Annotated in this window: 21 protein-coding genes; 8 read left to right on the top strand and 13 right to left on the bottom strand. The window is 65.5% G+C overall.

The genetic code is table 11. From position 1 onward, the window contains the following. Window positions 1-78 precede the first annotated feature (78 nt). From L5014_RS06890 to L5014_RS06865, 6 genes are all read right to left on the bottom strand, one after another. On the bottom strand, window positions 79-1,488 hold the full coding sequence (locus L5014_RS06890) for a dienelactone hydrolase family protein (protein WP_238462825.1): 1,410 nt from the start codon (window positions 1,486-1,488) through the stop codon (window positions 79-81). A gap of 563 nt (window positions 1,489-2,051) precedes the next feature. Further along, window positions 2,052-2,504, bottom strand: coding sequence for a YchJ family protein (locus tag L5014_RS06885; RefSeq protein WP_238462824.1), 453 nt, complete (start codon window positions 2,502-2,504; stop codon window positions 2,052-2,054). Between the two features lie 65 nt (window positions 2,505-2,569). Next, window positions 2,570-3,247, bottom strand: a complete 678-nt coding sequence (locus L5014_RS06880) for an SDR family oxidoreductase (protein WP_238462823.1) — start codon at window positions 3,245-3,247, stop codon at window positions 2,570-2,572. A 92-nt stretch (window positions 3,248-3,339) separates the two neighbouring features. Next, window positions 3,340-4,533 (bottom strand): acetyl-CoA C-acetyltransferase, encoded by a 1,194-nt coding sequence (locus L5014_RS06875; protein WP_238462822.1) that lies wholly within the window; start codon window positions 4,531-4,533, stop codon window positions 3,340-3,342. Between the two features lie 58 nt (window positions 4,534-4,591). Next, the gene (gene aceK / locus L5014_RS06870) at window positions 4,592-6,430 is read right to left on the bottom strand and encodes a bifunctional isocitrate dehydrogenase kinase/phosphatase (protein WP_238462821.1); all 1,839 of its coding nucleotides are present in this window, start codon (window positions 6,428-6,430) and stop codon (window positions 4,592-4,594) included. A gap of 51 nt (window positions 6,431-6,481) precedes the next feature. Next, window positions 6,482-6,907 (bottom strand): MerR family transcriptional regulator, encoded by a 426-nt coding sequence (locus tag L5014_RS06865; RefSeq protein ID WP_238462820.1) that lies wholly within the window; start codon window positions 6,905-6,907, stop codon window positions 6,482-6,484. 228 nt (window positions 6,908-7,135) lie between these two features. On the opposite strand from L5014_RS06865, the gene L5014_RS06860 reads away from it, so the two are divergent. Continuing rightward, a complete protein-coding gene (locus L5014_RS06860) occupies window positions 7,136-8,206 on the top strand; it encodes an MBL fold metallo-hydrolase (protein WP_238462819.1) in 1,071 nt (356 codons plus the stop codon). A gap of 82 nt (window positions 8,207-8,288) precedes the next feature. Here L5014_RS06860 and lolA read toward each other — a convergent pair whose 3' ends face one another. Further along, a complete protein-coding gene (gene lolA, locus L5014_RS06855) occupies window positions 8,289-8,999 on the bottom strand; it encodes an outer membrane lipoprotein chaperone LolA (RefSeq protein ID WP_238462818.1) in 711 nt (236 codons plus the stop codon). A gap of 64 nt (window positions 9,000-9,063) precedes the next feature. Then, a complete protein-coding gene (locus tag L5014_RS06850; RefSeq protein ID WP_238462817.1) occupies window positions 9,064-11,388 on the bottom strand; it encodes a DNA translocase FtsK in 2,325 nt (774 codons plus the stop codon). A gap of 397 nt (window positions 11,389-11,785) precedes the next feature. Between L5014_RS06850 and trxB the strand changes: the two genes are divergently transcribed. Next, on the top strand, window positions 11,786-12,778 hold the full coding sequence (gene trxB, locus L5014_RS06845) for a thioredoxin-disulfide reductase (protein ID WP_238462816.1): 993 nt from the start codon (window positions 11,786-11,788) through the stop codon (window positions 12,776-12,778). Between the two features lie 151 nt (window positions 12,779-12,929). Next, window positions 12,930-13,694 carry a Smr/MutS family protein gene (locus L5014_RS06840; RefSeq protein WP_238462815.1) on the top strand — a complete coding sequence of 255 codons (765 nt, stop codon included), beginning with the start codon at window positions 12,930-12,932 and terminating at the stop codon, window positions 13,692-13,694. A 110-nt stretch (window positions 13,695-13,804) separates the two neighbouring features. Here L5014_RS06840 and L5014_RS06835 read toward each other — a convergent pair whose 3' ends face one another. The 4 genes from L5014_RS06835 to L5014_RS06820 all read right to left on the bottom strand — a co-directional run bounded on the left by L5014_RS06835 (window position 13,805) and on the right by L5014_RS06820 (window position 18,123). Next, the gene (locus L5014_RS06835; RefSeq protein ID WP_238462814.1) at window positions 13,805-14,923 is read right to left on the bottom strand and encodes an ABC transporter ATP-binding protein; all 1,119 of its coding nucleotides are present in this window, start codon (window positions 14,921-14,923) and stop codon (window positions 13,805-13,807) included. A 25-nt stretch (window positions 14,924-14,948) separates the two neighbouring features. Beyond that, a complete protein-coding gene (locus L5014_RS06830) occupies window positions 14,949-15,806 on the bottom strand; it encodes a carbohydrate ABC transporter permease (protein ID WP_238462813.1) in 858 nt (285 codons plus the stop codon). Next, on the bottom strand, window positions 15,796-16,737 hold the full coding sequence (locus tag L5014_RS06825; RefSeq protein ID WP_238462812.1) for a carbohydrate ABC transporter permease: 942 nt from the start codon (window positions 16,735-16,737) through the stop codon (window positions 15,796-15,798). The genes L5014_RS06830 and L5014_RS06825 overlap by 11 nt, the downstream gene beginning before the upstream one ends. A 138-nt stretch (window positions 16,738-16,875) precedes the next feature. Then, entirely contained in the window at window positions 16,876-18,123 is a 1,248-nt protein-coding gene (locus L5014_RS06820) for an ABC transporter substrate-binding protein (RefSeq protein WP_238462811.1), read from the bottom strand. Window positions 18,124-18,687: 564 nt separating this feature from the next. Between L5014_RS06820 and zwf the strand changes: the two genes are divergently transcribed. From zwf to L5014_RS06805, 3 genes are all read left to right on the top strand, one after another. Beyond that, window positions 18,688-20,154, top strand: coding sequence for a glucose-6-phosphate dehydrogenase (gene zwf, locus L5014_RS06815; protein WP_238462810.1), 1,467 nt, complete (start codon window positions 18,688-18,690; stop codon window positions 20,152-20,154). Window positions 20,155-20,218: 64 nt separating this feature from the next. Beyond that, on the top strand, window positions 20,219-20,920 hold the full coding sequence (pgl, locus tag L5014_RS06810) for a 6-phosphogluconolactonase (RefSeq protein WP_238462809.1): 702 nt from the start codon (window positions 20,219-20,221) through the stop codon (window positions 20,918-20,920). Further along, the gene (locus tag L5014_RS06805; RefSeq protein WP_238462808.1) at window positions 20,901-22,823 is read left to right on the top strand and encodes a bifunctional transcriptional regulator/glucokinase; all 1,923 of its coding nucleotides are present in this window, start codon (window positions 20,901-20,903) and stop codon (window positions 22,821-22,823) included. The genes pgl and L5014_RS06805 overlap by 20 nt, the downstream gene beginning before the upstream one ends. Before the next feature lie 138 nt (window positions 22,824-22,961). On the opposite strand, the gene L5014_RS06800 is transcribed toward L5014_RS06805, so the two are convergent. Continuing rightward, the gene (locus L5014_RS06800) at window positions 22,962-24,197 is read right to left on the bottom strand and encodes a Bcr/CflA family multidrug efflux MFS transporter (RefSeq protein ID WP_238462807.1); all 1,236 of its coding nucleotides are present in this window, start codon (window positions 24,195-24,197) and stop codon (window positions 22,962-22,964) included. A 301-nt stretch (window positions 24,198-24,498) separates the two neighbouring features. On the opposite strand from L5014_RS06800, the gene L5014_RS06795 reads away from it, so the two are divergent. Together L5014_RS06795 and hemL are read left to right on the top strand one after the other, a co-directional pair. Beyond that, window positions 24,499-25,002 (top strand): hypothetical protein, encoded by a 504-nt coding sequence (locus L5014_RS06795; RefSeq protein WP_238462806.1) that lies wholly within the window; start codon window positions 24,499-24,501, stop codon window positions 25,000-25,002. A gap of 304 nt (window positions 25,003-25,306) precedes the next feature. Continuing rightward, window positions 25,307-26,596 (top strand): glutamate-1-semialdehyde 2,1-aminomutase, encoded by a 1,290-nt coding sequence (gene hemL / locus L5014_RS06790; RefSeq protein ID WP_238462805.1) that lies wholly within the window; start codon window positions 25,307-25,309, stop codon window positions 26,594-26,596. Window positions 26,597-26,648 lie beyond the last annotated feature (52 nt).

Below are 26,648 nucleotides of genomic sequence, written 5' to 3'. Positions count from 1 at the left end.
AGCGCGCGTCTTTCTGCGTGGTGTAGATGCGAAAACCGCCGTTGCGCTCACACGCGCCGGCGGTTTCGGGTGCGCGGCTTAACGACTCGCCAGCGAGTGCGCGGTATCCGTATCGTCGGCGGCGGCAACGGTATGGCCGTCGTCGGCATTGTCGTTCTGTGCCGTGGCGGTGTTGTTCGACCACACCACGTTGCTATTCACCGCGTAGAGTCGGCACGGATCCGAGCTGTGCTTCTGGCAGTTCGCGATGGCGACGGCCATCGGGTTGTCGCCGCCTTCGGCCCACGACCAGGCGCCCGAATCGGACACCGCAAAGGCGCGGCTCGGATACTGCTTGAGGAAGTTGCGATAGCCGTCACGGCCCGACTGGTCGAGGAACGGCACCGCGCCCACCGAATCGATCGACGCGTAGCCGCTCGCGTGCGGTGCGGCCTGCGTCGCCACGCGGTATCCCACGGCCGTGGGCATGCCCTGGCTCGCGAGGAACGCCTCGACCTTGGGCCACCAGACCTGCACGCCGTCGCGGTCGCCCACGAGGCGGTGCGCGTCGTTCTTGTACGAACCGAAATCGATGAGCTTCGCGAGCGCGCCCGGCTGCGCCTCGCCCAGTTGCGCGGTATGGAACGCCGCGAACATCCGCGCGACGAGATCGGGCGTCCACACCGAATCGTTGTCGCCGTAGAGCCAGAGCGAGGCCACGCGAGCCTTCGCGCCGTAATCGCCGAATGCCTCGGTCAGGTTGTTCTGCCAGCCCGTGCAGGCGTCCTGGCGCAGACCGCCCGAGAAGTTGATGAGCGCGCGCACGCCGTGCGCCGCTTCGGTGCCGTAGGCCATGGTCGCGAGGCCGCCGTGCGAGGTGCCGGCGACGACGATATGGCTCGCGTCCACATACGGCTGCTTCGCCATGTAGTCGACCGCCGTGGCGATGTCGGCAGCCTGGCCAAGACCGTTGCTCGCCACATCGCAGCCGTCCTGCTGATAGCTGCCGCCCGAGCCCGCGAAGCCGCGGCGGTTCGGCGCGACGACCACATAGCCGCGGCGCACAAACTCGCGCGCGAACGACATCGGGTCGCTGCGCGACTGCATGCGGGGGTCGCCCTGAATCTTGCCGTGGTTGAACACCACCATCGGGAACGGGCCTGGGCCGTCCGGGCGGTAGACCGTGGTTTCGAGCGTGACGCTCGGATCGCCGGCCACGGGAATCTGGATGATCTGCGCGTTCATGTCGGCGCGCACGACGGGCAAATACCCATCGCCGAGCGCGATGCGCGGCACGTTTGCGCTGCCGAGGGGGCCGCTTGCGAACGGCGCGGTCACGCCTTGCGAAGCGTCGCGATGCGCGTTCGAATGCGTGGCGGCGAGCGACGATGCGGAAACCTGGGCGTTGGCCGCTGCTGCCGGATCGGGAAGCGTTGCTGCGTGGGCGACCGACAGCACACACGCCGTGCCGGCCACCGCCAATCCGGTAAGAAGCTTCCTGAACGCCATACGCAACACCCGCCTGCGAAAATCCTGCTGTAAATCTGCCTACCCAAGCAACTGCACGAGCAACTGCACGAGCACTACGTGAACGTCCCTGCCCCTTGCGGGCACAACAGCACACGGCGCGCCTGGCCGCGAAGCCTGGCGTAGCTGTACCCGTTGCTGCGGGGGAGAACACGGATCGGAACACCTCGCGGCGCCGACCTGCAATTTTTCAGATCCGCCGCCAGCGCTCGTCGTTGAATCGCCACGAAAAAACGTTTTTCAACATTTGTTTACATGGGACGGCGAGCACCGTGATTGCATCCTCGCACGACAATTAATTGTTGTGCAATTCAGGGGTAACCCGGCATAAGGCATGCCAACGAAGCGGCGGCCGCGCGTATACCTTGACGCACGGCGCATAGCGGGATTTCGTGGCAGTCGCAGTTAGCGAAGCAAAAAATTAATTCGGGGCGTTGCGTGTCGCGCGACGCTAACGACCCCGTTTTTTTGCATTAAGCGCTTGTTTGCAAAGGCGTTGTTTCAGACGTTACAGCAGCGGCGCGTAGTCGACACTAAACGCCTCCTCAACCTTCGAGGATGTCACCGTCGACGTAGCGCCAGCGGCCGTCGTCGCCGCGTGTGAAGCGACTCAGTTCGTGGAGGCGAAAGGCGCGCCCGCCGCTCTTGTGACGCGCGACGAATTCGACGCGCGCATGCGTCTCGTCGACGGGCTCGTGGCGCTTGACGGCGAGCCCGAGCCAGCGCGGCGCGCTGGGCGCATCCGGGTCGATGTCGAGATCGGCGGGACAGGTCTCGGCGGCCCAGGTCGCACGCAGGTAGTCGGCTTCCCCGAGCACGTAGGCCGTATAGCGTGAGCGCATCAGCTCGAGCGCCGTGGCGGGCAGCGCGCCGCCGTCGATAAAGTGGCCGCAGCAGTCGGCGAAGCGCGGGGGTTTTGCGCCCGATTTCAGATTGGGCGCGGCGCCGCCACAAGGGCATTCGAGCGGGCGCTCGAGGCGCGTGGATTCGGCAGTCATTGAATATCGATCCTTCTCCGGAGCTTTCGTGTGCCTTCAAACGGCGCATGATTATCCCGCAGCGCTCACCAGTCGAGTTCGGTGCCGTCGTACTGGAAAAAGCGCCCGTTAAAGACCTCGCGCGCAGCGGCCGCTTCGGCCACCACCTCGCGCATGCCGGCGACGCTCGCCGCCACGTCGATGGCCGCGTGCGAGCCGCCCATGTCGGTGCGCACCCAGCCCGGATGAAGCGCGACGCAGGTCGCGCGGCGCGTCTGCATCGAGGTGATCTTGATGACGTCGTTCACCGCCGCCTTGCTCGCGCGATAGAGCCAGCCCGTCGTGCCGGTCGTCTGCGTGATGCTGCCCATGCGGCTCGACAGCACGCCGAGCACGCCGCACGCCGCGTCGACGAGCGGCAGCAGGATCGGAATGAGCTGCATCGGGCCACGCACGTTGGTGTTCATGACGTACTCGAAGTCTTCGGCGGTGATGGTTTCGACGCCCTCGGTGCGCGGGCCGTAGACGCCCGACACGATGAGCGCCACGTCGAGCCGCTCGCCGTCGAGCTTCCAGCCGAGCGCGGCGATATCGTCGGGCCGCGCGATGTCGAGCGCAAATGTCTGGGCGCCGAGCGCGTTCAGCGCCGCGCGCGCCTCATCGGAGCGCGCCGTGGCCAGCACGCGCCAGCCGGCCTTCGCATACTGACGCGCGAACTCGAGGCCGAGGCCCCGCGACGCGCCCACGATCAACGCTGTTTTCATGTCGCCACCTTTCGTAGTGCCGCGGTTTGTTGCAGCGCCGCGTGCCTGCATTGCGAGGCGCCGCCTCCCTGCGGCGCCCGTCAATCGCAAGCCTACATGAGTTCGACGCCCATTGCGGTCGCCTCGCCGCCGCCGATGCACAGGGTCGCCACGCCACGCTTCAGGCCGCGTGCGCGCAGCGCGCCGATCAGCGTGACGAGAATGCGCGCGCCCGATGCGCCGATCGGGTGTCCCAGCGCGCACGCGCCGCCGTTCACGTTGACCTTCTCGTGCGGCAGATCGTGCTCCTTCATGGCCGCCATGGTGACCACGGCAAACGCCTCGTTGATCTCGTAGAGATCGACGTCGGCGGCCTTCCAGCCGGTCTTCTCGAAGAGCCTGGCGATCGCGCCCACGGGCGCGGTCGTGAACTTCGCGGGCTGCTGCGCGAAAGTCGAATGGCCGCTCACGCGCGCGAGCGGCTTGACGCCGAGGCGCTTCGCCGTGGATTCGCGCATCATCACGAGTGCCGCCGCGCCGTCCGAAATCGACGACGAGTTCGCGGCCGTCACCGTGCCCGTCTTGCTGAAGGCGGGCTTGAGCGTCGGAATCTTGTCGAGGTTGGCCTTGAACGGCTGCTCGTCGCGCTCGATCGTGGTCTCGCCCGCGCGCGAGGCCACCTTGACCGGCGCGATCTCCCAGGCGAACGAGCCGTCCTCGTTGGCACGCTTCGCGCGCTTGAGCGACTCGATCGCAAAGGCGTCCTGGCTCTCGCGCGAAAAGTGGAATTCGCCCGCGCACTCCTCGGCGAACGTGCCCATCAGGCGGCCCTTGTCATAGGCATCTTCGAGGCCGTCGAGGAACATGTGATCGAACACCTGGCCATGCCCCATGCGCATGCCCGCGCGTGCCTTCGGCAGCAGATACGGCGCGTTCGACATGCTCTCCATGCCGCCCGCGACGATCACCTCGGCGGAGCCCGCGAGCAGCATGTCGTGTGCGAACATCGCCGCGCGCATGCCCGAGCCGCACATCTTGTTCACCGTGGTCGCGCCCGCCGCGAGCGGCAGGCCCGCACCCAGCGCCGCCTGGCGTGCGGGCGCCTGGCCCTGGCCGGCGGGCAGCACGCAGCCCATCACCACTTCGTCGATCTGCTCGGGCTTGAGGCCCGCGCGCTCGACCGCTGCCGCAATCGCCGCTGCGCCCAGTTGCGGCGCGGCGAGTGTCGCGAAATCGCCCTGAAAGCCAGCCATCGGCGTGCGCGTCGCCGCCACGATCACAATCGAATCCTTCTGCGTCTCACTCATGTCCACTCTCCTTTTTCAGTCAATCGATGATGCGTTGTTCGTCATCCGCCGCGCTTTTTCAGGCGGCGCGCACGTTGGTCTCGTCGGTGTCATCGGCCTCATCAGCCTTATCAGCCTTATCGAGCGGCGCAAAGCACTCGGGATAGCGCGCGCTAAAGCGCACCTCAACGTCGTACGGGAAGCAGTCCGGCACCTCGCCCGCCAGCAGGCGCGCCTTGTTCTCCTGCCACAGCGCCGGATCGAAGAAGTCGGCGTGATGCTCGAGGAAATAGCGCCGCACGCGCGTGTCGCCGAGCAGGAACGTGCGAAACGTCTCCGGAAAAATGTCGCGCGGGCCCACGCTGTACCAGGGCTCGCTGGATAATTCGTCTTCCTCATGAACGGGCTCGGGCACTGCCCGCACGTTGCATTCGGTCAGATATTCGATTTCGTCGTAGTCGTAGAACACCACACGGCCGTGGCGCGTCACGCCGAAATTCTTGTAGAGCATGTCGCCCGGAAAGATATTCGCACGCATTAGATCCTTCACCGCGTTGCCGTATTCGCGGATGCCGTGCTCGACCTCTTCGTCGCTGCCGTTTTGCAGCCAGATATTGAGCGGGACCATGCGGCGCTCGATGTAGAGATGACGAATCACGAGATTGTCGCCCTCGTACTCGATCATCGAAGGCGCCAGCGTTTCGAGTTCGCGCACGAGCGCTTCGTCCAGGCGCGCGATGGGCAGCGCGACGCTCGAATATTCGAGCGTATCGGCCAGCCGCCCGAGACGGTCGTGGCGCTTCACGAGCTGATACTTCTCCTCCACCTGCTCGCGCGTGGTCTCCTTCGGCGCGGGAAAGCTATCCTTGATCACCTTGAACACGTACGGAAACGAAGGCAGCATGAACACGATCATCACCATGCCGCGAATGCCTGGCGCAGCGATGAACTGATCGCTCGAATGCGAGAGGTGGTGCAGCAGGTCGCGATAGAAAAGGTTTTTGCCCTGCTTCTGCAGCCCGAGCGACGTGTAGATCTCGCCTTTCGCCTTGCGCGGCATGATGGTGCGCAGGAATTCGACGTAGGCGGACGGCACCTCCATGTCCACGAGAAAGTACGAGTGCGAGAAGCTGAACAGGATCAGCAGTTGATCGGTGCGCAGCAGCACGGTATCGAGCGCGAGCTTGCCGTCGTCGGTGTGACGGATGGGCACCACGAACGGCGCGAGCAGGTCGCCGTTGATGATGCGCCCGACGATATACGCCGACTTGTTGCGAAAGAACAGCGACGCGAGCGTATGGATCTGAAAATTGGGCCTCGGCTCCACCACGCCAAAGGTATCGAGCATCGCGCGCATCACGCAATCCACATCGCGCCCAAGGTCCTCGAACGGCGTTTCGAGCTGAAAATTCGTGACGATGCGTGCGAGCGTCGCGGCAAGTCCGTCCTTGCCCGGGTAGTACGCGCGATAGGTGGGCTTGGCCGCGGGCTCGTCGTTCTCGATGTATTCGGTCGAGATCGCGGGCCGCACGAAGATGAAGTCGTTGTTGAAGTACGAGCGATGCAGGATCTTGCAGCACACCGAGTTGAAAAAGGTCTCCGCGCATTCGGGCTGCCGGTGCGTCGTTAGCAGACCGATGTAGTGCAGCTTGATCTGCTCCCAGACTTCGTCGTCGATGCTTTCCGCGTCGTACTCGTCTTCGAGCGCCACCACGCACTCGCGCACACGGTCGTCGTAAGAGGCGATGCGCTCGCGTGCGAGCTGCTGCAGACTGCGCCAGTCGCGCGCCTCGAAGCATTCGCGCGCGCGCGCGGCCGCCGCACAGAAGTTGCGGTAGTGATGGTTGAAACCTTCGAGCATCGTCTGCGCAACGTCGAAGCCGATCTGCGACGAAAGCAGTTTCGGGAAATGTCTCATGACGCATTCACCTCGGCTCGACGGCGTGACGCGAAGATGGGCAAGCGCCGGCTATTGATCGTCGGGCATCGCGAGCGGCGCAATCCGCTCGCCCGCCACGTTCTTCGCGAGCAGCGTGCGCGCCTGCGACTCGTATTGAGCGAGGTCTTCGAGCGTGGCGTCGAGATCGGCGCGCTGGCGCTCCAGTATCTCGCGATGGCGCACGACGGTGTCGAGGAACGCCTGAAGCTGCGGCTGCGTATCCGTGGGGGAGTCGTAGAGATCGAGCAGCGCGCGGATCTCGTTGAGCGTGAAGCCGAGGCGCTTGCCGCGCAGCGTGAGCTTCAGCCGCGTGCGGTCGCGCCCCGAAAACACGCGCTTGAGACCGCTCGCGCCTTCGCGGCTTGGCGCGAGCAGGCCTTGGTCCTCGTAGAAACGGATCGCGCGCGGCGTCACGTCGAATTCGCGGGCGAGCTCGGTAATCGTGTACTGGGTCATATCGGAGAGCGTGCCTCGCGCGAGCCGGGTTGGCCCGGCGGCTGGGCTATCGTTGGAGTCGACGTTTACGTTATCGTCAACTCAAAGGTTGCGCAACAGTCGGTTTGTTCCGCAGAACGGAACATTCTCCCGATTTCGCTGCAAGGATGCCGCAATGCAGCGACAATGACGTCAGACGGCGGCGCTGGCCGCTCTCAGCCCACCATAACGATGCGAGACGACACCCCAATGAACGCCCTCGAACACCAGCTCGACTATCCCTTCGCCGATACCCTGCCCGAACCCGGCCTCGCCTTCGAAGTCGCGCCCGGCGTGAAATGGCTGCGCATGCCGCTGCCCTTCGTGCTCGACCACATCAACCTCTGGCTGCTGCGCGATGAGATCGACGGCCAGCAAGGCTGGACCGTGGTTGACTGCGGTATCACCGACGATACGATCAAGGCGCGCTGGGAGCAGGTATTCGAGAGCCAGCTCGAAGGGCTGCCGGTGCTGCGTGTGCTCGTCACGCACTGCCATCCTGACCATATCGGCCTTGCGCACTGGATCTGCGCGGGCGGCGACAAAAAACGCTGGGACGTGCGCTTGTGGACGACGCTCGGCGAATACATGAGCGCGTGCGTGCTGGCCTCGGGTAACGGCTCGAACGCGGGCGGCGAAGGCGCGGCGCGCCATTTCGCGCGCCACGGCGTAACCGATGAGGCCTCGCTCGATCAACTGCGCAACCGCCGCAACTACTACGCGAACCTCGTGCCCGCACTGCCGCCGCAATACCGCCGCCTGCGCGAAGCCGACACGGTGGCGATCGGCGGCCGCGACTGGCGCGTTGTCACCGGTTACGGCCATTCGCCTGAGCATTGCGCGCTGCTGTGCGAATCGCTCGGCGTGCTGATCTCGGGCGACATGGTGCTGCCGCGCATCTCGACCAACGTCTCCGTGTTCGACATGGAGCCCGAAGGCAACCCGCTCGGCCTCTACCTCGAATCGCTCGGGCGCTACGAAGCCATGGCCGAGGACACGCTCGTGCTGCCCTCGCACGGCAAGCCGTTCCGCGGCGTGCGCACGCGCATCGGGCAACTGCGCGCGCACCACGATGCGCGCCTTGCCGAAGTGATGGAAGCTTGCGAACGCGCGCCACAAAGCGCCGCCGACATCGTGCCGCTGATGTTCAAGCGCGCGCTGGACATGCATCAGCTGACGTTCGCGATGGGCGAAGCGCTCGCGCACCTGCACCTGCTGTGGCTTACGGGCAAGCTCAAGCGCAAGATCGACGACAAGAGCGTGGTGCGCTTTTCGATCTGATTGCGCGGCGCCAATGGCGCCAATAGAAAAGGGGGCGGCCCAATCGAGCCGCCCCCTTTTTCGTTACATCACGCCGCGCGGATCAGTTCCCGCCGCCCGTGATCAGGTCGGCGCCCTTGGGCCGTACGAACTTGAAGGTCGAGGCCGGCAGCGACGGGTTCTTCTCGATGTTGGAGAACGTGAGCAGCGTCACGTTGCCGAACACGTCGTGCAGTTCCATCGCTTCGAGGTTGCCATTGCGAAAGCCGATGCCCACGCTCTTGAACTGCGTGTCCTTCGATTTCGGAATCAGCTCGAGCCAGTCGATGCCGTTCTTCACGCCCGCGTCGGAGAGCGTGAAATTCTTGTCCAGATCGTTGCTGCCGAACAGGATGGCCGCAGGGCTCGCGCCGAGCGCGCCGCCGAGCTTGCGCTCGGTGACCTGATTCAGATCCTTGTCGTAGACATAGAGATTGTCGCCGTCGGACTGGAGCTGCTGCTGATACGGCTTCTCATAGTTCCAGATGAACTTGCCCGGACGCGAGAACACGAACGTGCCGCTCGACGTCTTGGCGTTCGCCGTGGCCGTGGCGATGGCGTCGCTCGCGTTCTTCGCGTTCGTGGGCGCCTTGAGCTCGCGCTGCACGAAATTGCCGCGCGCGGCGTGCACCTGCGCGACGAACTGCTTCAGTTGATCGGTGCCGCTCGCATAGGCGTGCGACGCCATGACGAGCGACGCGCCAAGCGCCACAAAGATCGCGCGTCCCGCGCGGCTGAGCGTCAAACGGGTCTGTTGTCCAACCGGAAACTGCATCTGTCGTTCTCCAATAACTACAATGCCACCACCATGTGTGCCCGCGCCGACAATCAGCGCGAACTCATTCGGCCTCGCGCGTGGGCACGAGAATCTCGCGGTTGCCGCTCGAGGACATCGTCGAAACGAGCCCCGATTGCTCCATCTGTTCGAGCAGGCGCGCCGCGCGGTTATAGCCGATGCGCAGATGCCGCTGCACGAGCGAGATCGACGCGCGCCGGTTCTTGATGACCACCTCGACAGCCTGGTCGTAGAGCGGATCGGACTCGTCACCTGTACCTGAACCACCCCCGGCACCTGCCGAGCCTTCGTCGCCCTCGCCCGCCACGCCGCCTTCGAGGATGCCTTCGATATAGTTCGGCTCGCCCTGCTCCCTGAGCTTGTCGACCACGCGGTGCACTTCGTCGTCGGCGACGAACGCGCCGTGCACGCGCACCGGCAGCCCCGTGCCGGGCGGCAGGTAGAGCATGTCGCCCATGCCGAGCAGCGACTCGGCGCCCATCTGGTCGAGAATCGTGCGCGAGTCGATCTTCGACGAAACCTGGAACGCAATTCGCGTGGGCACATTGGCCTTGATGAGGCCGGTGATGACGTCCACCGAAGGCCGCTGCGTCGCGAGAATCAGGTGGATGCCGGCGGCGCGCGCCTTTTGCGCGATACGCGCGATCAGCTCTTCGACCTTCTTGCCGACCACCATCATCAGGTCCGCCAGTTCGTCGATCACCACGACGATATGCGGCAGCTTTTGCAGCGGTTCGGGATCGTCGGGCGTGAGGCTGAACGGATTCGGGATCTTTTCCTCGCGCTTGCCCGCTTCCTCGATCTTGTTGTTGTAGCCCGCAAGGTTGCGCACGCCCAGCTTGCTCATGAGCTTGTAGCGGCGCTCCATTTCGGCCACGGTCCAGTTCAGCGCGTTGCCGGCCTGGCGCATGTCGGTCACGACCGGGCAAAGCAGATGCGGAATGCCCTCGTAGACGCTCATTTCAAGCATCTTCGGGTCGATCAGGATCATGCGCACCTGCTCGGCGCTCGCCTTGTAGAGCAACGAGAGGATCATCGCGTTGATACCCACCGACTTGCCCGAGCCGGTCGTGCCGGCCACGAGCAGGTGCGGCATCTTCGCGAGATCGGCGCAAACCGGCTTGCCGCCGATGTCCTTGCCCAGACCCATGGTGAGCGCCGAAGATGCATCCGCGTAGACGGCCGAGCCGAGGATTTCGGAAAGGCGCACGGTCTGGCGGCGCTGGTTCGGCAGCTCCAGCGCCATGCAGTTCTTGCCGGGGATCGTCTCCACCACGCGGATCGAGACGAGCGAGAGCGAGCGCGCGAGGTCCTTCGCGAGGCCCACGATCTGGCTGCCCTTCACGCCGGTGGCGGGCTCGATCTCGTAGCGCGTGACGACCGGGCCCGGATACGCGGCCACCACGGCCACGTCCACGCCGAAGTCCTTGAGCTTCTTCTCGATCAGGCGCGAGGTGAACTCGAGCGTGTCGTCGGAAATCGTTTCCTGGGTCTTGGGCGCCGGGTCGAGCAGCGAGATGGGCGGCAAGGTGGAATCGCCCGGCAAGTCGGTAAAGAGCGGCACCTGGCGCTCCTTCTCCACGCGCTCCGAGCGCTGCGGCGTGACCACGGGCGGCACGATCGTGACCGGCTCGTGCTCCTCGATCTTCACGCGACCGCGCTCGACTTTGCCTTCGCGCTTGACCGCGGCGGCCTCGCCTAGCTTGCGGTCGCGGCCCGCTTCGCGGTGCAGCCTCGCCATCGTCACGGCGTTGATGATCGACTCGCCCACCCTTTCGGCCACGTTCAGCCACGAAAAACGGAAATACAGCGACAAGCCGATCGCGAGCGCCAGCAGCAGCGCGAGCGTGCCGCCCGTGAAACCCAGCGCGTTCGAGACGCCGCGCGCCACGGCCTCGCCCACCACGCCACCCGGCGCGCGCGGCAACTGCACCTTGAGCGACCACATGCGCAGCGCCTCGATGCCGTCGCAGGCGAGCAGCACGAGCACGAACGCGAAGCCCTCGGCCACCCAGCTATGGTCGCGCGGCTTCTCGTCGTCGTCTTCGGGGAGCGCCTCGTGGCGCGTGATGCGCTTGTAATTCTTCGAAATGTGGCGCGCGAGCAGCACGACCCACCAGTAGGCCGAAAGGCCGAACAGCAGCAGCAGGATGTCCGAGGTCCACGCGCCCACGCGCCCTGCCCAGTTCGAAATGTGGTCGACCTGCGCGGCGTGGGTCCAGCTCGGGTCACGGCGGCTATAGCTGATGAGCGCCATCAGCAGGAACACGCCCAGGGCGACCTGCAGGATCCAGCGGATTTCGGTGAAAAGACGCGACATGCGGTTCGGCAATGCCTGCGCCTGCGCGGAAAAGGGAGCTTTGGCCATTGAATCCTGGTGATTCTTGATGCTTGCGCGGTCCGGGCGCACTGCCGGGGGCTCCGGCAGACGGGCGCGGCCGCCGACGTCTGATCCGGGCTATTGTAAACGCGTTGTTTAGACCCCGGCTGCCCCGACGCTGTAAATGAGGGTAACTGGCAACGGCGCGCCGAAGCTATCGAATCGATGAGAAACCTCGATGGAGCGGCAAACGCCCTCGGCCTTTATAATTGCGGGCTGATGCCCAACTACATGCGTGTGCCCGGCCGCAATAACCGCACTAACACGGGCGGCCGCCTGCGGATCCCCCAACGGAGCAGGCACCCGGGCATGGCACTGCGCAGGCAATCGCGCAGCGCCATGCCCAGGAAACCGCGCCACGCAGCGCCTTCTACGGAACTCGATCATGTCCGCAACCAAACACGCCAAAGTCCTGATTCTCGGTTCCGGCCCCGCCGGCTACACGGCAGCCGTCTACGCGGCGCGTGCGAACCTCTCGCCGCTGCTCGTTACCGGCCTCGCCCAGGGCGGCCAGCTCATGACCACGACCGACGTGGAAAACTGGCCCGCCGACCCGAACGGCGTGCAGGGCCCGGAATTGATGCAGCGCTTTCTCGAGCACGCCGAGCGCTTCAACACGGAAATCGTGTTCGATCACATTCACACGGCCAAGCTCGATGAAAAGCCGATCCGCCTGATCGGCGACTCGGGCGAGTACACCTGCGACTCGCTGATCATCGCGACCGGCGCGTCGGCGCAATACCTCGGCCTGCCGAGCGAAGAACTCTTCATGGGCCGCGGCGTCTCCGCCTGCGCGACCTGCGACGGCTTCTTCTACCGCAACCAGCATGTGGCCGTGATCGGCGGCGGCAACACGGCCGTCGAGGAAGCGCTTTATCTCGCCGGCATCGCGAAGAAGGTCACGGTCATCCACCGCCGCGACAAGTTCCGCGCCGAGCCCATCCTGATCGACCGCCTGCTGGAGAAGGAAAAGGAAGGCATCGTCGAAATCAAGTGGGATCACGTGCTCGACGAAGTCAAGGGCAACGAAGGCGGCGTGAACGGCCTGCGCATCAAGAACGCGAAGACCGGCGAGACCACCGACCTCGACCTGCAAGGCGTGTTCGTGGCGATCGGCCACAAGCCGAACACCGACATCTTCGAAGGCCAGCTCCAGATGAAGAACGGCTACATCATCACGAACGGCGGCCTGAACGGCAACGCCACGGGCACGAGCATGCCGGGCGTGTTCGCGGCCGGCGACGTGCAGGACCACGTCTATCGCCAGGCCATTACGAGCGCCGGTACGGGCTGCATGGCCGCGCTCGACGCGCAGCGCTATCTCGAGACCGTCAGCGAGATCGGTGCGCACGTGATGAGCGCCGAAGCCGACCGCTGATCGACCTGCGCAAGCCCGACGCTGCGGGCTGCCGCGCGGCGTCCGGTGGCGCGCCGGCAAGCCGCCAAATAGCGCCATCGAGCTAGACGGCGCACTGCAAGAGGGCCGCGGCCAGCCAGCCGGCGGCCCTTTGCTTTTAAGCCTTTTCGCCATGCCCAAGAACGTGCCCCATCCGGGCGAGCCCAAGCGCCCCGCCCCTACGCGTCCCGCCGCGCCAAGCGTCGCGCCTGCTCCCGAACCCGGCAAAGCCGCCACAGGCTTCGCGGGCCTCGGCAGCCTGCGCGAAGCGCTCAAAACCCAAACGCGCCAGCGCGAACGCGAGCGCGTGGCCGCCCAGGCCGCACGCGTGGAAGCCGCCGCCGACAGCGACCTGTTTCGCCGCGAAATCGGCCAGATCGCGCCACTCAAGCAGCCGGCGCGCGCGCAGCCACGGCGCGAAGCGCCCGTGCCGCTGCCGCTGCAAACGCGGCTCGACGAGCAAGCCGTCCTGCACGAAGCGATTTCCGACGACTTCGACCCCGAAGCCTTTCTCGACACCGACGACACGCTCTATTACCACCGCCCAGGCGTGAGCGACGAAGTCGTCAAGAAGCTGCGGCGCGGCGCGTGGATCGTGCAGGCGCAGCTCGACCTGCACGGCATGCGCCGCGAGGAAGCGCGCGAAGCGTTGCAGGCGTTCATCCGCGAGGCGGGCAAGCGCGGGCTGCGCTGCGTGCGCGTGATTCACGGCAAGGGGCTCGGCTCCGTGGGCAAGGAACCGGTGCTCAAGGGCAAGGTGCGCGCGTGGCTCGTGCAGAAGGAAGAAGTGATCGCGTTCTGCCAGGCGCGGCCGCACGACGGCGGCGCGGGTGCCGTGCTCGTGCTGTTGCAGCCGCATACGCTCGGGCATGGGCAGCATCATCCGAATGTGCGCTAAGCACGGCCTTCAGTAAAAAACCCGTCGCTGCTCGCGCAGCGGCGGGTTTTTTATCACTTACCGCACCAGAAGCGCACCAGGAAAACCCGGCGCGAATCGATCAAAACCACTCAGGCGATCCGTGCTTCCGTCTTCGGATCGAACAGCACGGCCTTCGAGACGTCGAACAGCAGCTCCATGTTATTGAGCGGCTGCGGATTCGCGCCCGGATGCACGCGGCTCACGACGCGCTTGCCGTTGACCTGCGCGAACACCAGCGTGTCCGGGCCGGTCGGCTCGATCACGTCGACCTTCACGGTGTGGCGTTGCAGCTCGTGGCCGTGGCCGTCGTGCGAGCTGCGCGCGTCGGTGATGCGCTCCGGACGCAGGCCCAGCACGATGTCCCGGCCGATATGGCCGCGCAGCTTGTTGGTCTCGAACGGCAGGTTCAGCACGTTGCGCGCGACGCCAGTATCGAGCTCGAGGCCCACGCCCGAGCCCTGCTCCACCAGCTTGCCGTTGATGAAGTTCATCGGCGGCGCGCCGATGAAGCCGGCCACGAAGAGATTCGACGGCGAATCGTAGATCTCCTGCGGCGCGCCGAACTGCTGCACGATGCCGTCCTTCATCACGGCGATGCGGTCGCCGAGCGTCATCGCCTCGATCTGGTCGTGCGTCACGTAGACGATCGTCTTGCCCACGCGCTGATGCAGCAGCTTGATTTCCGAGCGCATCTCGATACGCAGCTTCGCGTCGAGGTTCGAGAGCGGCTCGTCGAACAGGAACATGATCGGATCGCGCGCGAGCGCGCGGCCCATCGCCACGCGCTGGCGCTGGCCGCCCGAAAGCTGGCCCGGCTTGCGCTCGAGCAGATGCTGGATCTGCAACATGCTCGAAACGCGGTCGACGATCTGCGTCTGCTCCGCCTTCGGCACCTTGCGGATGTTCAGGCCGAACGAGATGTTCTCGCGCACCGTCATCGACGGATAGAGCGCGTACGACTGGAACACCATCGCGATGTCGCGATCCTTCGGCGAGAGGTTGTTCACCACCTTGCCGTCCATGCAGATCTCGCCCTTGGTCACGGTCTCGAGACCGGCGATCATGTTCAGAAGCGTCGACTTCCCGCAGCCCGAGCCGCCCACCAGAATCAGGAACTGGCCGTCTTCGATGTCGATGTTCACGCCCTTGAGGACGGGCACCCCGTTCGGGTAGGTCTTGTAGACGTCGCGAATGGAAAGGCTTGCCATGCCAGGAATCCTTTAAAAATGGGTGTTAGCCCTTCACCGCGCCCGCCGTGAGGCCGCGCACGAAGTAGCGGCCGGCGATCACGTAGACGAGCAGCGTGGGCAGCGCGGCGATAATTGCGCCGGCCATGTCGACGTTGTATTCCTTCACGCCCGTGGACGTGTTCACGAGATTGTTCAGCGCCACAGTGATCGGCATTGAATCGACGCCCGAGAACACAATACCGAACAGGAAGTCGTTCCATATCTGCGTGAACTGCCAGATCAGGCACACCATGAAGATCGGCAGCGAGATGGGCATCATGATGCGCGTGAAGATCATGAAGAAGCCGGCGCCGTCGATGCGCGCGGCCTTCACGAGCTCGGCCGGCACGCTCACGTAGAAGTTGCGGAAGAACATCGTGGTGAACGCGATGCCGTACACGACGTGCACGAGCACCAGCCCGCCAATCGTGTTCGAGAGGCCGAAGAAGCCTTCGAGACGCGCCATCGGCAGCAGGATCGCCTGGAACGGGATGAAGCAACCCACCAGCAGCATCGTGAAGAGCGCGTCCGCGCCGCGAAAGCGCCAGTGCGTGAGCACGTAGCCGTTGAACGCGCCGATGATCGACGAGACCAGCACGGCCGGAATCACCATCTTCACCGAGTTCATGAAGAACGGCTGCATGCCGTCGCAGCGCACGCCGGTACAGGCGTGAGCCCAGGCCTTCACCCACGGCGCGAAGGTCGGGTCCGTCGGCAGCGTGAGCATGGTGCCCGTGTGGATCTGGTCGAGCGACTTGAACGACGTCGACAGCATCACGTAGAGCGGGAACAGGAAGTACAACGCGAACAGGATCAGCGCCGCGTAGACGAACACGCGGCTCACCTTCATCTTAGGCTGCATTGCGCGTGCTCCTCGATTCAAGGTACATGAGCGGCACGAGCACGGCCACCACCGTCGCGAGCATCATCATCGACGACGCTGCGCCGACGCCGAGCTGCCCGCGGTTGAACGAAAACGTGTACATGAAGATGGCCGGCAGCGACGACGACGTACCCGGACCACCGGCGGTCAGCGCAACGACGAGGTCGAAGGTCTTGATCGTGATGTGGCACAGAATCAGCAGCACCGAGAAAAACACTGGACGCATGCTCGGAATGACGATCTTGCGGTAGATCGTGGGCAGCGTCGCGCCGTCCACCTGGGCGGCCTTGAAGATTTCGCTATCCACACCGCGCAGGCCGGCGAGGAAGAGCGCCATGCAAAAGCCCGTGGACTGCCAGACCGCGGCGACCACGATGCAGAAAATGGCCTTGTCCGGGTCGTTGAGCCAGCCGAGCTGGAAGCTCGTCCAGCCGATGCTGTGCATCACCTGCTGGATGCCGAGATCGGGGTTGAAGATCCACTGCCACGCCGTGCCCGTGACGATGTACGAGAGCGCCATCGGATAGAGGAACACCGCGCGCAGCGCGCCTTCCTGACGAATCTGCTGGTCGAGCAGGATCGCGAGAAAGAGCCCGAGAAACACGCAGATGCCGATGAACGGGATGCCGAACCAGCCGAGATTCTGCGCCGAGGTCCACCAGACATCGTTGCTGAAAAGCTCGCTGTAGCGGTCCAGGCCCGCGAATTCGTAGCGCGGCATCAGTCGCGAATTCGAAAACGACAGATAGCCGGTGATGAGGATAAAGCCGTAGACAAACACGAGGCTGATCAGGATGCTGGGCGAAAGCACCAGCTTCGGGATCCAGCGGTCTGCGAGCGCCGCCATGGGCGACGCGCGGCGCGTGGCGGGCGGGGCCGCCTTGCTGTTGCCGCTAAGAGAAGCAGTCACTGCGCAACTCCTGGTACGGTGCGGAAAGTTACGGACTCCGCACGATATTGGGGTAGGTTTGACCCGTCATGCACGGAGTGTGCCGCACGCGGCACACTCCGCTTGTTTCATTACAACGACATCACAGACTGACTTCGCTTACTTGGTCTTGGCGGCCTTCGCGAGCGCTTCCACCGCGCTCTTCGAATCCTGGTTCGAGTTCATGAACTTCGTGACGACGTCGGTGATCGCACCGGCCGTCGCGTCCGCCTGGGCCATGCCGTGCGCGAGCGACGGCATATAGCCGCCGGCCTTGATCGCGGCCTGTTCATCAGCATACGACTGCTTGCCGCACGCGTCGAACTTGCTCATGTCCACGCCCAGGCGCACCGGGATCGAGCCCTTGTACAGGCTGAACTGTTCCTGGAAGGCCGGGCTCATGATGGTCTTCGCGAGCGCGACCTGGCCAGGCGTGGCCGCCTTCTGACCCTTCTGCTGGAAGAACACGAACGAGTCGACGTTGAACGTGTACGCCTTCGAGGTGCCCGGCACCGGCGCGCAAACGTAGTCCTTGCCAGGCACCTTCTTCGCGCCCTCGAACTCGCCCTTGGCCCAGTCGCCCATGAACTGCATGCCGGCCTTGCCGTTGATGACCATGGCCGTGGCGAGGTTCCAGTCGCGGCCCGTGCGGCCGTTATCCATATACGACTCAATCTTGCGGACTGTGTCGAACACGCCCACCATCTGCTGCGAAGTCAGCGTCTTCTGGTCGAGGTCGACGAGCGCCTTCTTGTAGAAGTCCGCGCCCTGCGAGAGCACCACGTCTTCCCAGAGCGTCAGGTCCTGCCAGGGCTGACCGCCCGCCGCAACAGGCTGGTAGCCCGCGGCCTTGAGCTTGTCGGCGAGCGCGAAGAACTCCGGCCACGTGGTCGGCGCCTTGCCGCCCACCTTGTCGAGCGCCGCCTTGTTGATCCACAGCCAGTTCACGCGGTGCACCGAGAACGGCGCGGCAACGTAGTGGCCGTCGGCGCGCATGATCTTGTCGATTTGCGGCGGCAGGTTGGCCTTCCAGTCGCCAGCGGCGGAATCGATCGGCACCAGCACGCCCTGCTCCGCCCACTCCTGGATCAGCGGGCCCTTGATCTGGGCTGCCGTGGGTGCGTTACCCGAGATCACCTGGGTCTTCAGTGCGGTCATGGCCGCCGCGCCCGCGCCACCGGCGACCGCGAAGTCCTTCCACACATAGCCCTGCTTCTGCATGTCGTCCTTGAGCACGCCGACAGCCTTCGACTCGCCGCCCGAGGTCCACCAGTGCAGCACTTCGAGGGACTCGGCTGCCTGCGCAGTCGCGACGCCGGCCATGAGACCTGCGGCGCACAGGGCGCCCATGATCGCTCGGAATTTCATTGCTTATCTCCTCCAGACACCTGATCAGTAAAAACAGTTGGCCCCTGATATCGCCAGGGTGCGGTGTGGTTAATACAGGCACAAAAACAGGCAAAACACTGGACGGACAGGCGCCGGAGTGCCGCGCGCACGTGTTCGTGCGCGGGCCGCGGGCCGGTGTCCGGCCGCTGGACGCTCAAGAGATGAGTGATTCGAAATGCAAAGACTGTCTCCTCTTTTGATTTTCTCCGGCCGCGCTCGCTGGAGCGACGCGCGGCCAGTCGAGGCGCCGGGCAGGTACATGGACGGATGCATTGTCCGTTAACATGAGGGGCGTTCCGCCCATCCGGGAAAAAGCCGGGAAAAGCATCTGCGGGATCGCTGCAAATCCACGCTGCGCCGCGCTTGCCTACGCTTTTTTCATCGAATGAACGTTACCTCTTGATTTGGATTGTAGTTAAACTACAATTCAGTGTCAAAAAAAATTTTATCGGACTACGGCCGCCCAGCGGAGCTCGATGGCGCATCCCGCGCGAGCCTCGTCGGAACTTGTTCCCGCGGCATTTCTGGACTGTGACGGAGACTATGCAAAGCCCTACCGATTCAGGTTTCACGTTCGTGCTCTTCGGCGCCACCGGCGACCTCTCGATGCGCAAGATCCTGCCGGCCTTGTTCGAGGCGCACCGCTCGGGCATGCTCGCCGCCTCGGGGAGAATCGTGGGCGTCGCGCGCCACGAGGAAGATCGCGATCAATACCTCCAATGGGTCAACGAGCACGTCAAGCCGCACGTCTCGAAGAACGGCCTGGACGAAAGCGCCTGGGCGAGCTTTCTCGAGCGCATCGTCTATGTGAAGCTCGACCTCTCGCGCGCCGAGGACTTCACCACGCTGCGCGACGGCATCGCGGCGCTGCCCGGCATCCGCGTGTTCTATCTGGCTACCGGCCCGTCCCTGTTCGTGCCGATCTGCCGCGCGCTCGCCTCGGTCGGCCTGAATCAGAACGCGCGCATCGTGCTGGAAAAGCCGCTTGGCTACGACCTCAAATCGTCCAATGCGATCAACGACGCCGTGGGCGAGATCTTCGCGGAAGAGCAGATCTACCGGATCGACCACTATCTCGGCAAGGAGCCGGTGCAGAACCTGCTTGCGCTGCGCTTCGGCAATGCGCTCTTCGAGCCGCTGTGGCGCCGCGAATGGGTCGAGAGCATCCAGATCACGATTGCGGAAGAACTGGGCGTCGAAGCGCGCGGCGACTTCTACGACAACACCGGCGCGCTGCGCGACATGGTGCAGAACCACCTGCTCCAGTTGCTCTCGATCGTCGCCATGGAGCCGCCGCATTCGATGGATTCGGACTCGGTGCGCGACGAGAAGCTGCGTGTGCTGCGCGCGCTCAAGCCCATCAATCCCGCCGATATCAGCAAGGTGGCCGTGCGCGGCCAGTACCATGCGGGCGTGATTCGCGGGCAACAGGTGCCGGGCTACGCCACCGAGCATGGCGTGAAGCCCGATAGCCGCACCGAGACCTTCGTCGCGCTCAATGTGGAGATCGAGAACTGGCGCTGGGCGGGCGTGCCCTTCTTCCTGCGCACGGGCAAGCGTCTGGCCGACCGCGTCGCGGAAATCGTCGTGAACTTCAGGCCCGTGCCGCATTCGGCGCTGGGGCCGACGGCGCTGCGGCCCGGCTCCAATCGTCTGGTGATCCGCCTGCAGCCCAACGAGAATATTCGTTTGTACTGTCTCGCCAAGCAGCCCGGCGAAGGCATGAATCTCTCGAGCGTTCATCTGGACCTCGCGTTCGACCAGTTCTTCCGCGAAGGCCAGATGGAGGCGTATCAGCGTCTGTTGCTCGACGTGATCAACGGCCGCCTCGCGCTCTTCGTGCGCCGCGACGAGCAGGAAGCCGCGTGGAAATGGGTCGAGCCGATCCTCAACGAATGGGCCGCATCGCCGCGCCCGCCCAAGCCGTATGCGGCGGGCACGTGGGGACCGGCGGCCTCCAGCGCGATGCTGGCGCAGCACGGCACTTGCTGGCTCGAAGAAGAGAATTGACCGGACCGATGAACACCCCCGCGAGCATCCCCGCGGATCGACAAAAAAGCAGCATGGAGGAGAAGTGATCGAGCTTCACGTATTCGACGACCCGCGCGTCCAATCCGACGCGCTGGCGCGAGCCGTGGGCGATGCGCTACATGCGTCGCTCACCGCTCTTGCAGCCGCGCCCGGCACCGGCGCGCGCCGTGCGACGCTCGCGGTTTCAGGCGGCACGAGCCCGCGTCCGTTTCTGGAAACCCTGTCGACGCACCGCTTCGACTGGGCGCACACCGACATCACGCTGGTGGACGATCGCTGGGTGAGCGAGACGGATTCGGCCAGCAACGCGCGCCTCGTGCACGAAACGCTGCTGAAGAACGAGGCGGCGCAGGCGCGCTTCCTGCCGCTCGTCGACGTCACGCAAGAACTCGACGCGCACGTGGCCGCGCTCAACGCCGATCCGCAGCGCCTCTTGCCCAATGTCGCGGTGCTCGGCATGGGCGAGGACGGCCACACGGCCTCGATCTTCGCCGACGCCCCCGAGTGGCACGAAGCCATCACCACGGCGCGCCCGTTCGTGGCCGTGCATCCGCAAGCGGCGCCGCACGCCCGCGTCTCGTGGTCGATGCAGGCGCTGCGCCAGATGGATCGCCTGTTCTTGCTGATCGCGGGCCAGCGCAAGCTCGACGTGCTGCAACAGGCCGCCGCGGCAGAACAGAACAACGCCATCTCGAAGCTGGCGAACGACAAGGGAGTGAGACTCGATGTCTACTGGTGCGCCTAACAAATCCGCGCCTGGCGCGGGCCAGCACGCCGACGGACCGAGGCTGCTCGCCGACATCGGCGGAACCAACGCGCGCTTCGCGCTGGAGACGCGCCCCGGCGAAATCGGCCAGGTGCGCGTCTATCCGTGCGCCGACTATCCGGGCGTCGCCCAGGTCATCCAGCAGTACCTGAAGGACACGAAGATCGGCCGCGTGAACCATGCGGCCATCGCCATCGCGAACCCGGTCGACGGCGACCAGGTGCGCATGACCAATCACGACTGGACCTTTTCGATCGAGGCCACGCGCCGCGCGCTCGGCTTCGACACGCTGCTGGTCGTCAACGACTTCACCGCACTCGCCATGGCGCTGCCCGGCTTGACCGACGTGCAGCGCACCCAGGTGGGCGGCGGCCAGCGCCGCCAGAACAGCGTGATCGGCCTGCTCGGGCCGGGCACGGGCCTCGGCGTCTCGGGCCTGATTCCCGCCGACGACCGCTGGATCGCGCTCGGCAGCGAAGGCGGCCACGCGAGCTTCGCGCCGCAGGACGAGCGCGAGGATATCGTGCTGCAGTTCGCGCGCAAGAAGTGGCCGCACGTGTCGTTCGAGCGCGTGTGCGCGGGCCCTGGCATCGAGCTGATCTATCGCGCGCTCGCCGCGCGCGACAAGAAGAAGCTGGCCGCGAACATCGACCCGGCCGAGATCGTCAAGCGCGCGCACGACGGCGAGGCGCTCGCCGTGGAAACCATCGAATGCTTCTGCGGCATTCTCGGCGGCTTCGCGGGCAACATCGCGATGACGCTCGGCTCGCTCGGCGGCATCTATATCGGCGGCGGCGTGGTGCCGCGTCTGGGCGAGCTGTTCGCGCGCTCGTCGTTTCGCCAGCGCTTCGAGGCCAAAGGCCGTTTCGACGCCTATCTCGCGAACGTCCCCACCTACGTCATCACCGCCGAGTATCCGGCGTTCCTCGGCGTCTCGGCGATCCTCGCGGAACAGCTCTCGAATCGCGCGGGCGGTGGATCTTCCGCCGTGTTCGAGCGCATCCGCCAGATGCGCGACGCGCTCACGCCCGCCGAGCGCCGCGTGGCCGACCTCGCGCTCAACCATCCGCGCTCGATCATCAACGACCCCATCGTCGACATCGCGCGCAAGGCCGACGTGAGCCAGCCCACGGTCATCCGCTTTTGCCGCTCGCTCGGCTGCCAGGGGCTCTCGGACTTCAAGCTCAAGCTCGCCACGGGCCTCACGGGCACGATTCCCGTGAGCCACAGCCAGGTGCATCTGGGCGACACTGCCACCGACTTCGGCGCGAAGGTGCTCGACAACACTGTCTCGGCCATTTTGCAGCTACGCGAACATCTGAACTTCGAGCACGTGGAAGAGGCCATCACGCTTCTCAACGGCGCGCGGCGCATCGAGTTCTACGGGCTCGGCAACTCGCATATCGTCGCGCAGGACGCGCACTACAAGTTCTTTCGCTTCGGTATCCCGACCATTGCCTACGGCGACCTGTACATGCAGGCGGCGTCCGCTGCGCTGCTCGGCAAGGGCGACGTGATCGTGGCCGTGTCGAAGTCGGGCCGCGCGCCCGAACTGCTGCGCGTGCTCGATGTGGCCATGCAGGCCGGCGCGAAGGTGATCGCGATCACGTCGAGCAACACGCCGCTCGCCAAGCGCGCGACCGTGGCGCTCGAAACCGATCACATCGAGATGCGCGAGTCGCAGCTTTCGATGATCTCGCGCATCCTGCATCTGCTGATGATCGACATCCTCGCGGTGGGCGTCGCGATCCGTCGCGCCTCGCCGGACGCGGATATGAGCAATGCAGTCGAAAAGGCCCGCGAGCATGCCGACGACGATGCCTCCGCCGTGCTCGACTGGCTGAGCCACGGTGCGTCTTCGTCGGCGCGTGCGAGTGACTGACGAGCGATTGACGAACAATTGACCCTGAGCGCGCGACGCAAACCAGCGGCGCGCGCACGGATGACGCAATGTAAAACGGGGACGCTTCGGCGTCCCGTTCGCTTTGGTGCCTGGCGATTTTGTGACTGGCGGCGGCGCTTACGCGTTCGACGCCGCCTGCTGCGCACCCGGCGCGGGCCGGCCGTGCCACTTCACGACGATACGGCGGCCGACCCAGGTGAGCGCGCCGCACGCGCCGATCGTGCAGCCCATGCCGAGCGGCGAGACGCCCGGAAACCAGCCAACCACGACGCTCGCGAACGCGCCCAGCCCGAGCTGTGTCGCGCCGAACACGGCCGCCGCCGCGCCGGCGTTCTTCGGATAGCGATACATCAGGTCGGTCGCGCAGTTCGCGCTGAGCAGGCCCACCACGCCCACCACGAAGAACAGGCCGGCCACGATCGACCACAGGCCGCCCCACCCCGTCACGCACACGAACGCGACGAAAAACGACGCGACGATGCTGACCGTCGAGGCCATCGACACCATGCGCAGCGTGCCCATGCTCCCGATGAAGCGCGTGTTGAGGAAATTGCCGAGCATGATGCCGAACACGTTCGCGCCGAAGAACAGGCCATAGTGCTGTGGCGAAACGTGGAAGTACTCGATATAGACGAACGGCGTAGCCGAGATATAGGTGAACATTGCCGCGAACGCCATGCCGCCGCACAGCATGTGGCCCCAGACGAGCGGGTCGCGCAACAGCCGCTCATACGCCATGAACGAGCGCAGCACGGCGCCGCTTTCGCGCTTCTCGGCGGGCCAGGTTTCGGGCACGCGCAACCACGCGGTAACGCCGCACGCCAGGCCGAACAGTGTGAGCGCGACGAACACGATGCGCCAACCCCCGAGCAGCAACAACTGCCCGCCGATGAGCGGCGCGAGCAGCGGGCCGATCGAGGTGACGATGGCAACCATCGAGAGCACCTTGGCAGCGTCGGACGGCTCGTGCGCGTCGCGCGCGATCGCCCGCGCGAGCACCGAGGCGGCTCCGGCGCCGAGCGCCTGCAAGAAGCGCACGAAGGTGAGCCCGCCTGCCGAGTACGAGAACCAGCAGCCGATGCTCGCGAGCGTGAAGAGCGCGATGCCACCGAGCAGCACGGGGCGGCGGCCGTAGGCATCGGAGAGCGGGCCGTAGAGCAGCATGCCGACCGAGAAGCCCGCCATGAAGCTCGTGAGCGTCATGGCGGCTGCGGCCGCGCTCACGCCGAACGACTGGGCGATGGCGGGCAGGCTCGGCAGGTACATGTCGGTGGCGAGCGGGCCACAGGCGGCGAGCGCGCCGAGCAACAGGATCAGCCGGCCATCGGGCCGGCGTCGCGGGGAATGGGACATGGGATCGACCAGGAGCGGACCGTAGCCGGGGGCGCGGTCTCGATTTTCTGGGCCGCTTCGGCATGGACCGATTGCGTCCCAGTTGCGATGCAAATGCGACGCGAAAAAGCGGCTACGTGGCCGGAGCATTGTACCCGAGGCTTAATTTTCGCTTTCGGCACACCGCAGGGCCGCACCTCACGCTCCGAGCGGCAGCGGCAATCGGGGATCCATGCGGCGGCCCATGCCGCTCCCCGCCCGCTTTGCGCTAAGCTGCGCCCTTTCTCGTCCTGCAACGCGCCACAAGGCGCGACCTTCGTTCATGAGCGCCTACCTGCTGATCTGGAGCCCCAAGAAGTGGCCCTGGCCCGAGTTGCCCGACTTCGCGCGCCGCGTGCAGGCAGGCGAGGCCGTCGCCGACACATGGGGCAGCGGCTTTGCGCGCGGCATCCTGCCAGGCGACCGCGTATTCCTGCATCGCGTCGCCGCCGAGCCGCGCGGGCTCTTCGGCTCCGGCTACGTGACGCGCGCGCCCTACGAGGTGCCCGACTCCACGTACAAGCGCGGCTACCGGCTGTGCATCGACTTCGTGTACGACTGGCTGGTCGACGCCAACGAAAACGTCGTCATTGCGCGCGACGCGCTGCGCGTCCATCCGTTTTCCGTGCAGACATGGGATGCGCAGAGTTCGGGCACCGTCATCAAGCCAATCGCCGAAGGCGCGCTGGAGAAACGCTGGGCCGAGCTGACCGGCCGGCGACCCATGCCAGCGGCGGTGGTTGCGGCGATGCACGCGGCCGATGCCGCCCGGGCGGCCGGTGCGTAATCGTGACAGTCGCGATACATAGTCGCATTACGACCCGACGATGCAGAACCGGCACCGCCTGCGCCTGGCGCTCCGACACCCTCGCCGGGCCGGCCGCCGGACGCGCGCCGTCCAGTGCCCCCACGGCCCATTCGGCGCGAGTCCGGTACAATTTCGGCATAAACGCCCCATCGCTGGCGCCTGGTCCGGCACCTCATCTGGCCGGCCCCGAGCCGCATGGGCCCGAGCGTCGGCGCATCAAGGCCCCGCCTGCTGCGCGCCTGTTCACGCCACCGCAAACACCACTCTCGCAGGTCCAGCACTCATGTCCAACACCTCGTCCACGAACCAGGCCCTCTTCGAACGCGCCCAGCGCACCATTCCGGGCGGCGTGAATTCGCCCGTGCGCGCGTTCCGCTCGGTCGGCGGCACGCCGCGCTTCATCGAACGCGCGCAAGGTGCGTACGTCTGGGACGCCGAAGGCAAGCGCTACATCGACTACATCGGCTCGTGGGGCCCGATGATCGTCGGCCACGTGCACCCCGAAGTGCTCGAAGCCGTGCAGCGCGTGCTCGCCAACGGCTTCTCGTTCGGCGCGCCCACGGAAGCCGAAATCGAGATCGCCGAGGAAATCTGCAAGATCGTGCCGTCGATGGAGCAGGTGCGCATGGTGTCGAGCGGCACCGAAGCCACCATGAGCGCGCTGCGCCTTGCACGCGGCTTCACGAAGCGCGAGCGCATCGTGAAGTTCGAGGGCTGCTACCACGGCCACGCCGACAGCCTGCTCGTGAAGGCGGGCTCCGGCCTGCTCACGTTCGGCAACCCCACTTCGGCGGGCGTGCCGGTGGACATCGCGAAGCACACGACAGTGCTCGAGTACAACAACGTCGCGGCGCTCGAAGAAGCGTTCAAGGCGTTCGGCGACGAGATCGCCGCCGTGATCGTCGAGCCGGTCGCGGGCAACATGAACCTCATAAAGGCCACGCCCGAGTTCATCGGCGCGCTGCGCAGCCTCACGGCGAAGCACGGCAGCGTGCTGATCTTCGACGAAGTGATGTGCGGCTTCCGTGTCGGCCTGCGCGGCGCGCAGGCGCTGTATGGCGTTCAGGCCGACCTGGTGTGTCTGGGCAAGGTGATCGGTGGCGGCATGCCGGCAGCGGCGTTCGGCGGCCGCCGCGAGATCATGGACCATCTCGCACCCAACGGCGCCGTCTATCAGGCGGGCACGCTCTCGGGCAACCCGATCGCCGTGGCGGCAGGCCTGAAGACGCTGCAGCTCATCCAGGCGCCGGGCTTCTACGAGAAGCTCACGGCACAGACCGCGCGTCTGGCGCAAGGTCTCTCGCAGGCCGCACGCGAAGCGAACGTGCCGTTCGTCGCGGATTCGGTCGGCGGCATGTTCGGCCTCTATTTCACAGACAAAGTGCCGGGCAGCTTCGCGGAAGTCACGAAGAGCGACGTGACGCGCTTTAACCGCTTCTTCCATCAGATGCTGGACGCGGGCGTGTACTTCGCACCTTCGGCCTACGAGGCGGGCTTCGTATCGAGCGCGCACGACGACGCGCTCATCGACGAGACCATTGCCGCTGCGCGCCGCGCGTTCGCCGAGCAGTAACGCGCACGCCAATCACGCTGCAGTCTGCTCGTAATCAGTCCGCAGTCAGCCG

It is taken from the genome of Paraburkholderia tagetis, assembly GCF_022213065.1.
GTDB lineage: Bacteria > Pseudomonadota > Gammaproteobacteria > Burkholderiales > Burkholderiaceae > Paraburkholderia > Paraburkholderia tagetis.
Note: the sequence above shows the minus strand (reverse complement) of the source record. Positions and strands in the feature narration are given on the sequence as shown.

Coding starts and splice junctions, on each gene's coding strand:
- L5014_RS06890 (WP_238462825.1), bottom strand. CDS start 1,488: ATGGCGTTCAGGAAGCTTCTTACCGGATTGGCGGTGGCCGGCACGGCG.
- L5014_RS06885 (WP_238462824.1), bottom strand. CDS start 2,504: ATGACTGCCGAATCCACGCGCCTCGAGCGCCCGCTCGAATGCCCTTGT.
- L5014_RS06880 (WP_238462823.1), bottom strand. CDS start 3,247: ATGAAAACAGCGTTGATCGTGGGCGCGTCGCGGGGCCTCGGCCTCGAG.
- L5014_RS06875 (WP_238462822.1), bottom strand. CDS start 4,533: ATGAGTGAGACGCAGAAGGATTCGATTGTGATCGTGGCGGCGACGCGC.
- aceK (WP_238462821.1), bottom strand. CDS start 6,430: ATGAGACATTTCCCGAAACTGCTTTCGTCGCAGATCGGCTTCGACGTT.
- L5014_RS06865 (WP_238462820.1), bottom strand. CDS start 6,907: ATGACCCAGTACACGATTACCGAGCTCGCCCGCGAATTCGACGTGACG.
- L5014_RS06860 (WP_238462819.1), top strand. CDS start 7,136: ATGAACGCCCTCGAACACCAGCTCGACTATCCCTTCGCCGATACCCTG.
- lolA (WP_238462818.1), bottom strand. CDS start 8,999: ATGCAGTTTCCGGTTGGACAACAGACCCGTTTGACGCTCAGCCGCGCG.
- L5014_RS06850 (WP_238462817.1), bottom strand. CDS start 11,388: ATGGCCAAAGCTCCCTTTTCCGCGCAGGCGCAGGCATTGCCGAACCGC.
- trxB (WP_238462816.1), top strand. CDS start 11,786: ATGTCCGCAACCAAACACGCCAAAGTCCTGATTCTCGGTTCCGGCCCC.
- L5014_RS06840 (WP_238462815.1), top strand. CDS start 12,930: ATGCCCAAGAACGTGCCCCATCCGGGCGAGCCCAAGCGCCCCGCCCCT.
- L5014_RS06835 (WP_238462814.1), bottom strand. CDS start 14,923: ATGGCAAGCCTTTCCATTCGCGACGTCTACAAGACCTACCCGAACGGG.
- L5014_RS06830 (WP_238462813.1), bottom strand. CDS start 15,806: ATGCAGCCTAAGATGAAGGTGAGCCGCGTGTTCGTCTACGCGGCGCTG.
- L5014_RS06820 (WP_238462811.1), bottom strand. CDS start 18,123: ATGAAATTCCGAGCGATCATGGGCGCCCTGTGCGCCGCAGGTCTCATG.
- zwf (WP_238462810.1), top strand. CDS start 18,688: ATGCAAAGCCCTACCGATTCAGGTTTCACGTTCGTGCTCTTCGGCGCC.
- L5014_RS06805 (WP_238462808.1), top strand. CDS start 20,901: ATGTCTACTGGTGCGCCTAACAAATCCGCGCCTGGCGCGGGCCAGCAC.
- L5014_RS06800 (WP_238462807.1), bottom strand. CDS start 24,197: ATGTCCCATTCCCCGCGACGCCGGCCCGATGGCCGGCTGATCCTGTTG.
- L5014_RS06795 (WP_238462806.1), top strand. CDS start 24,499: ATGAGCGCCTACCTGCTGATCTGGAGCCCCAAGAAGTGGCCCTGGCCC.
- hemL (WP_238462805.1), top strand. CDS start 25,307: ATGTCCAACACCTCGTCCACGAACCAGGCCCTCTTCGAACGCGCCCAG.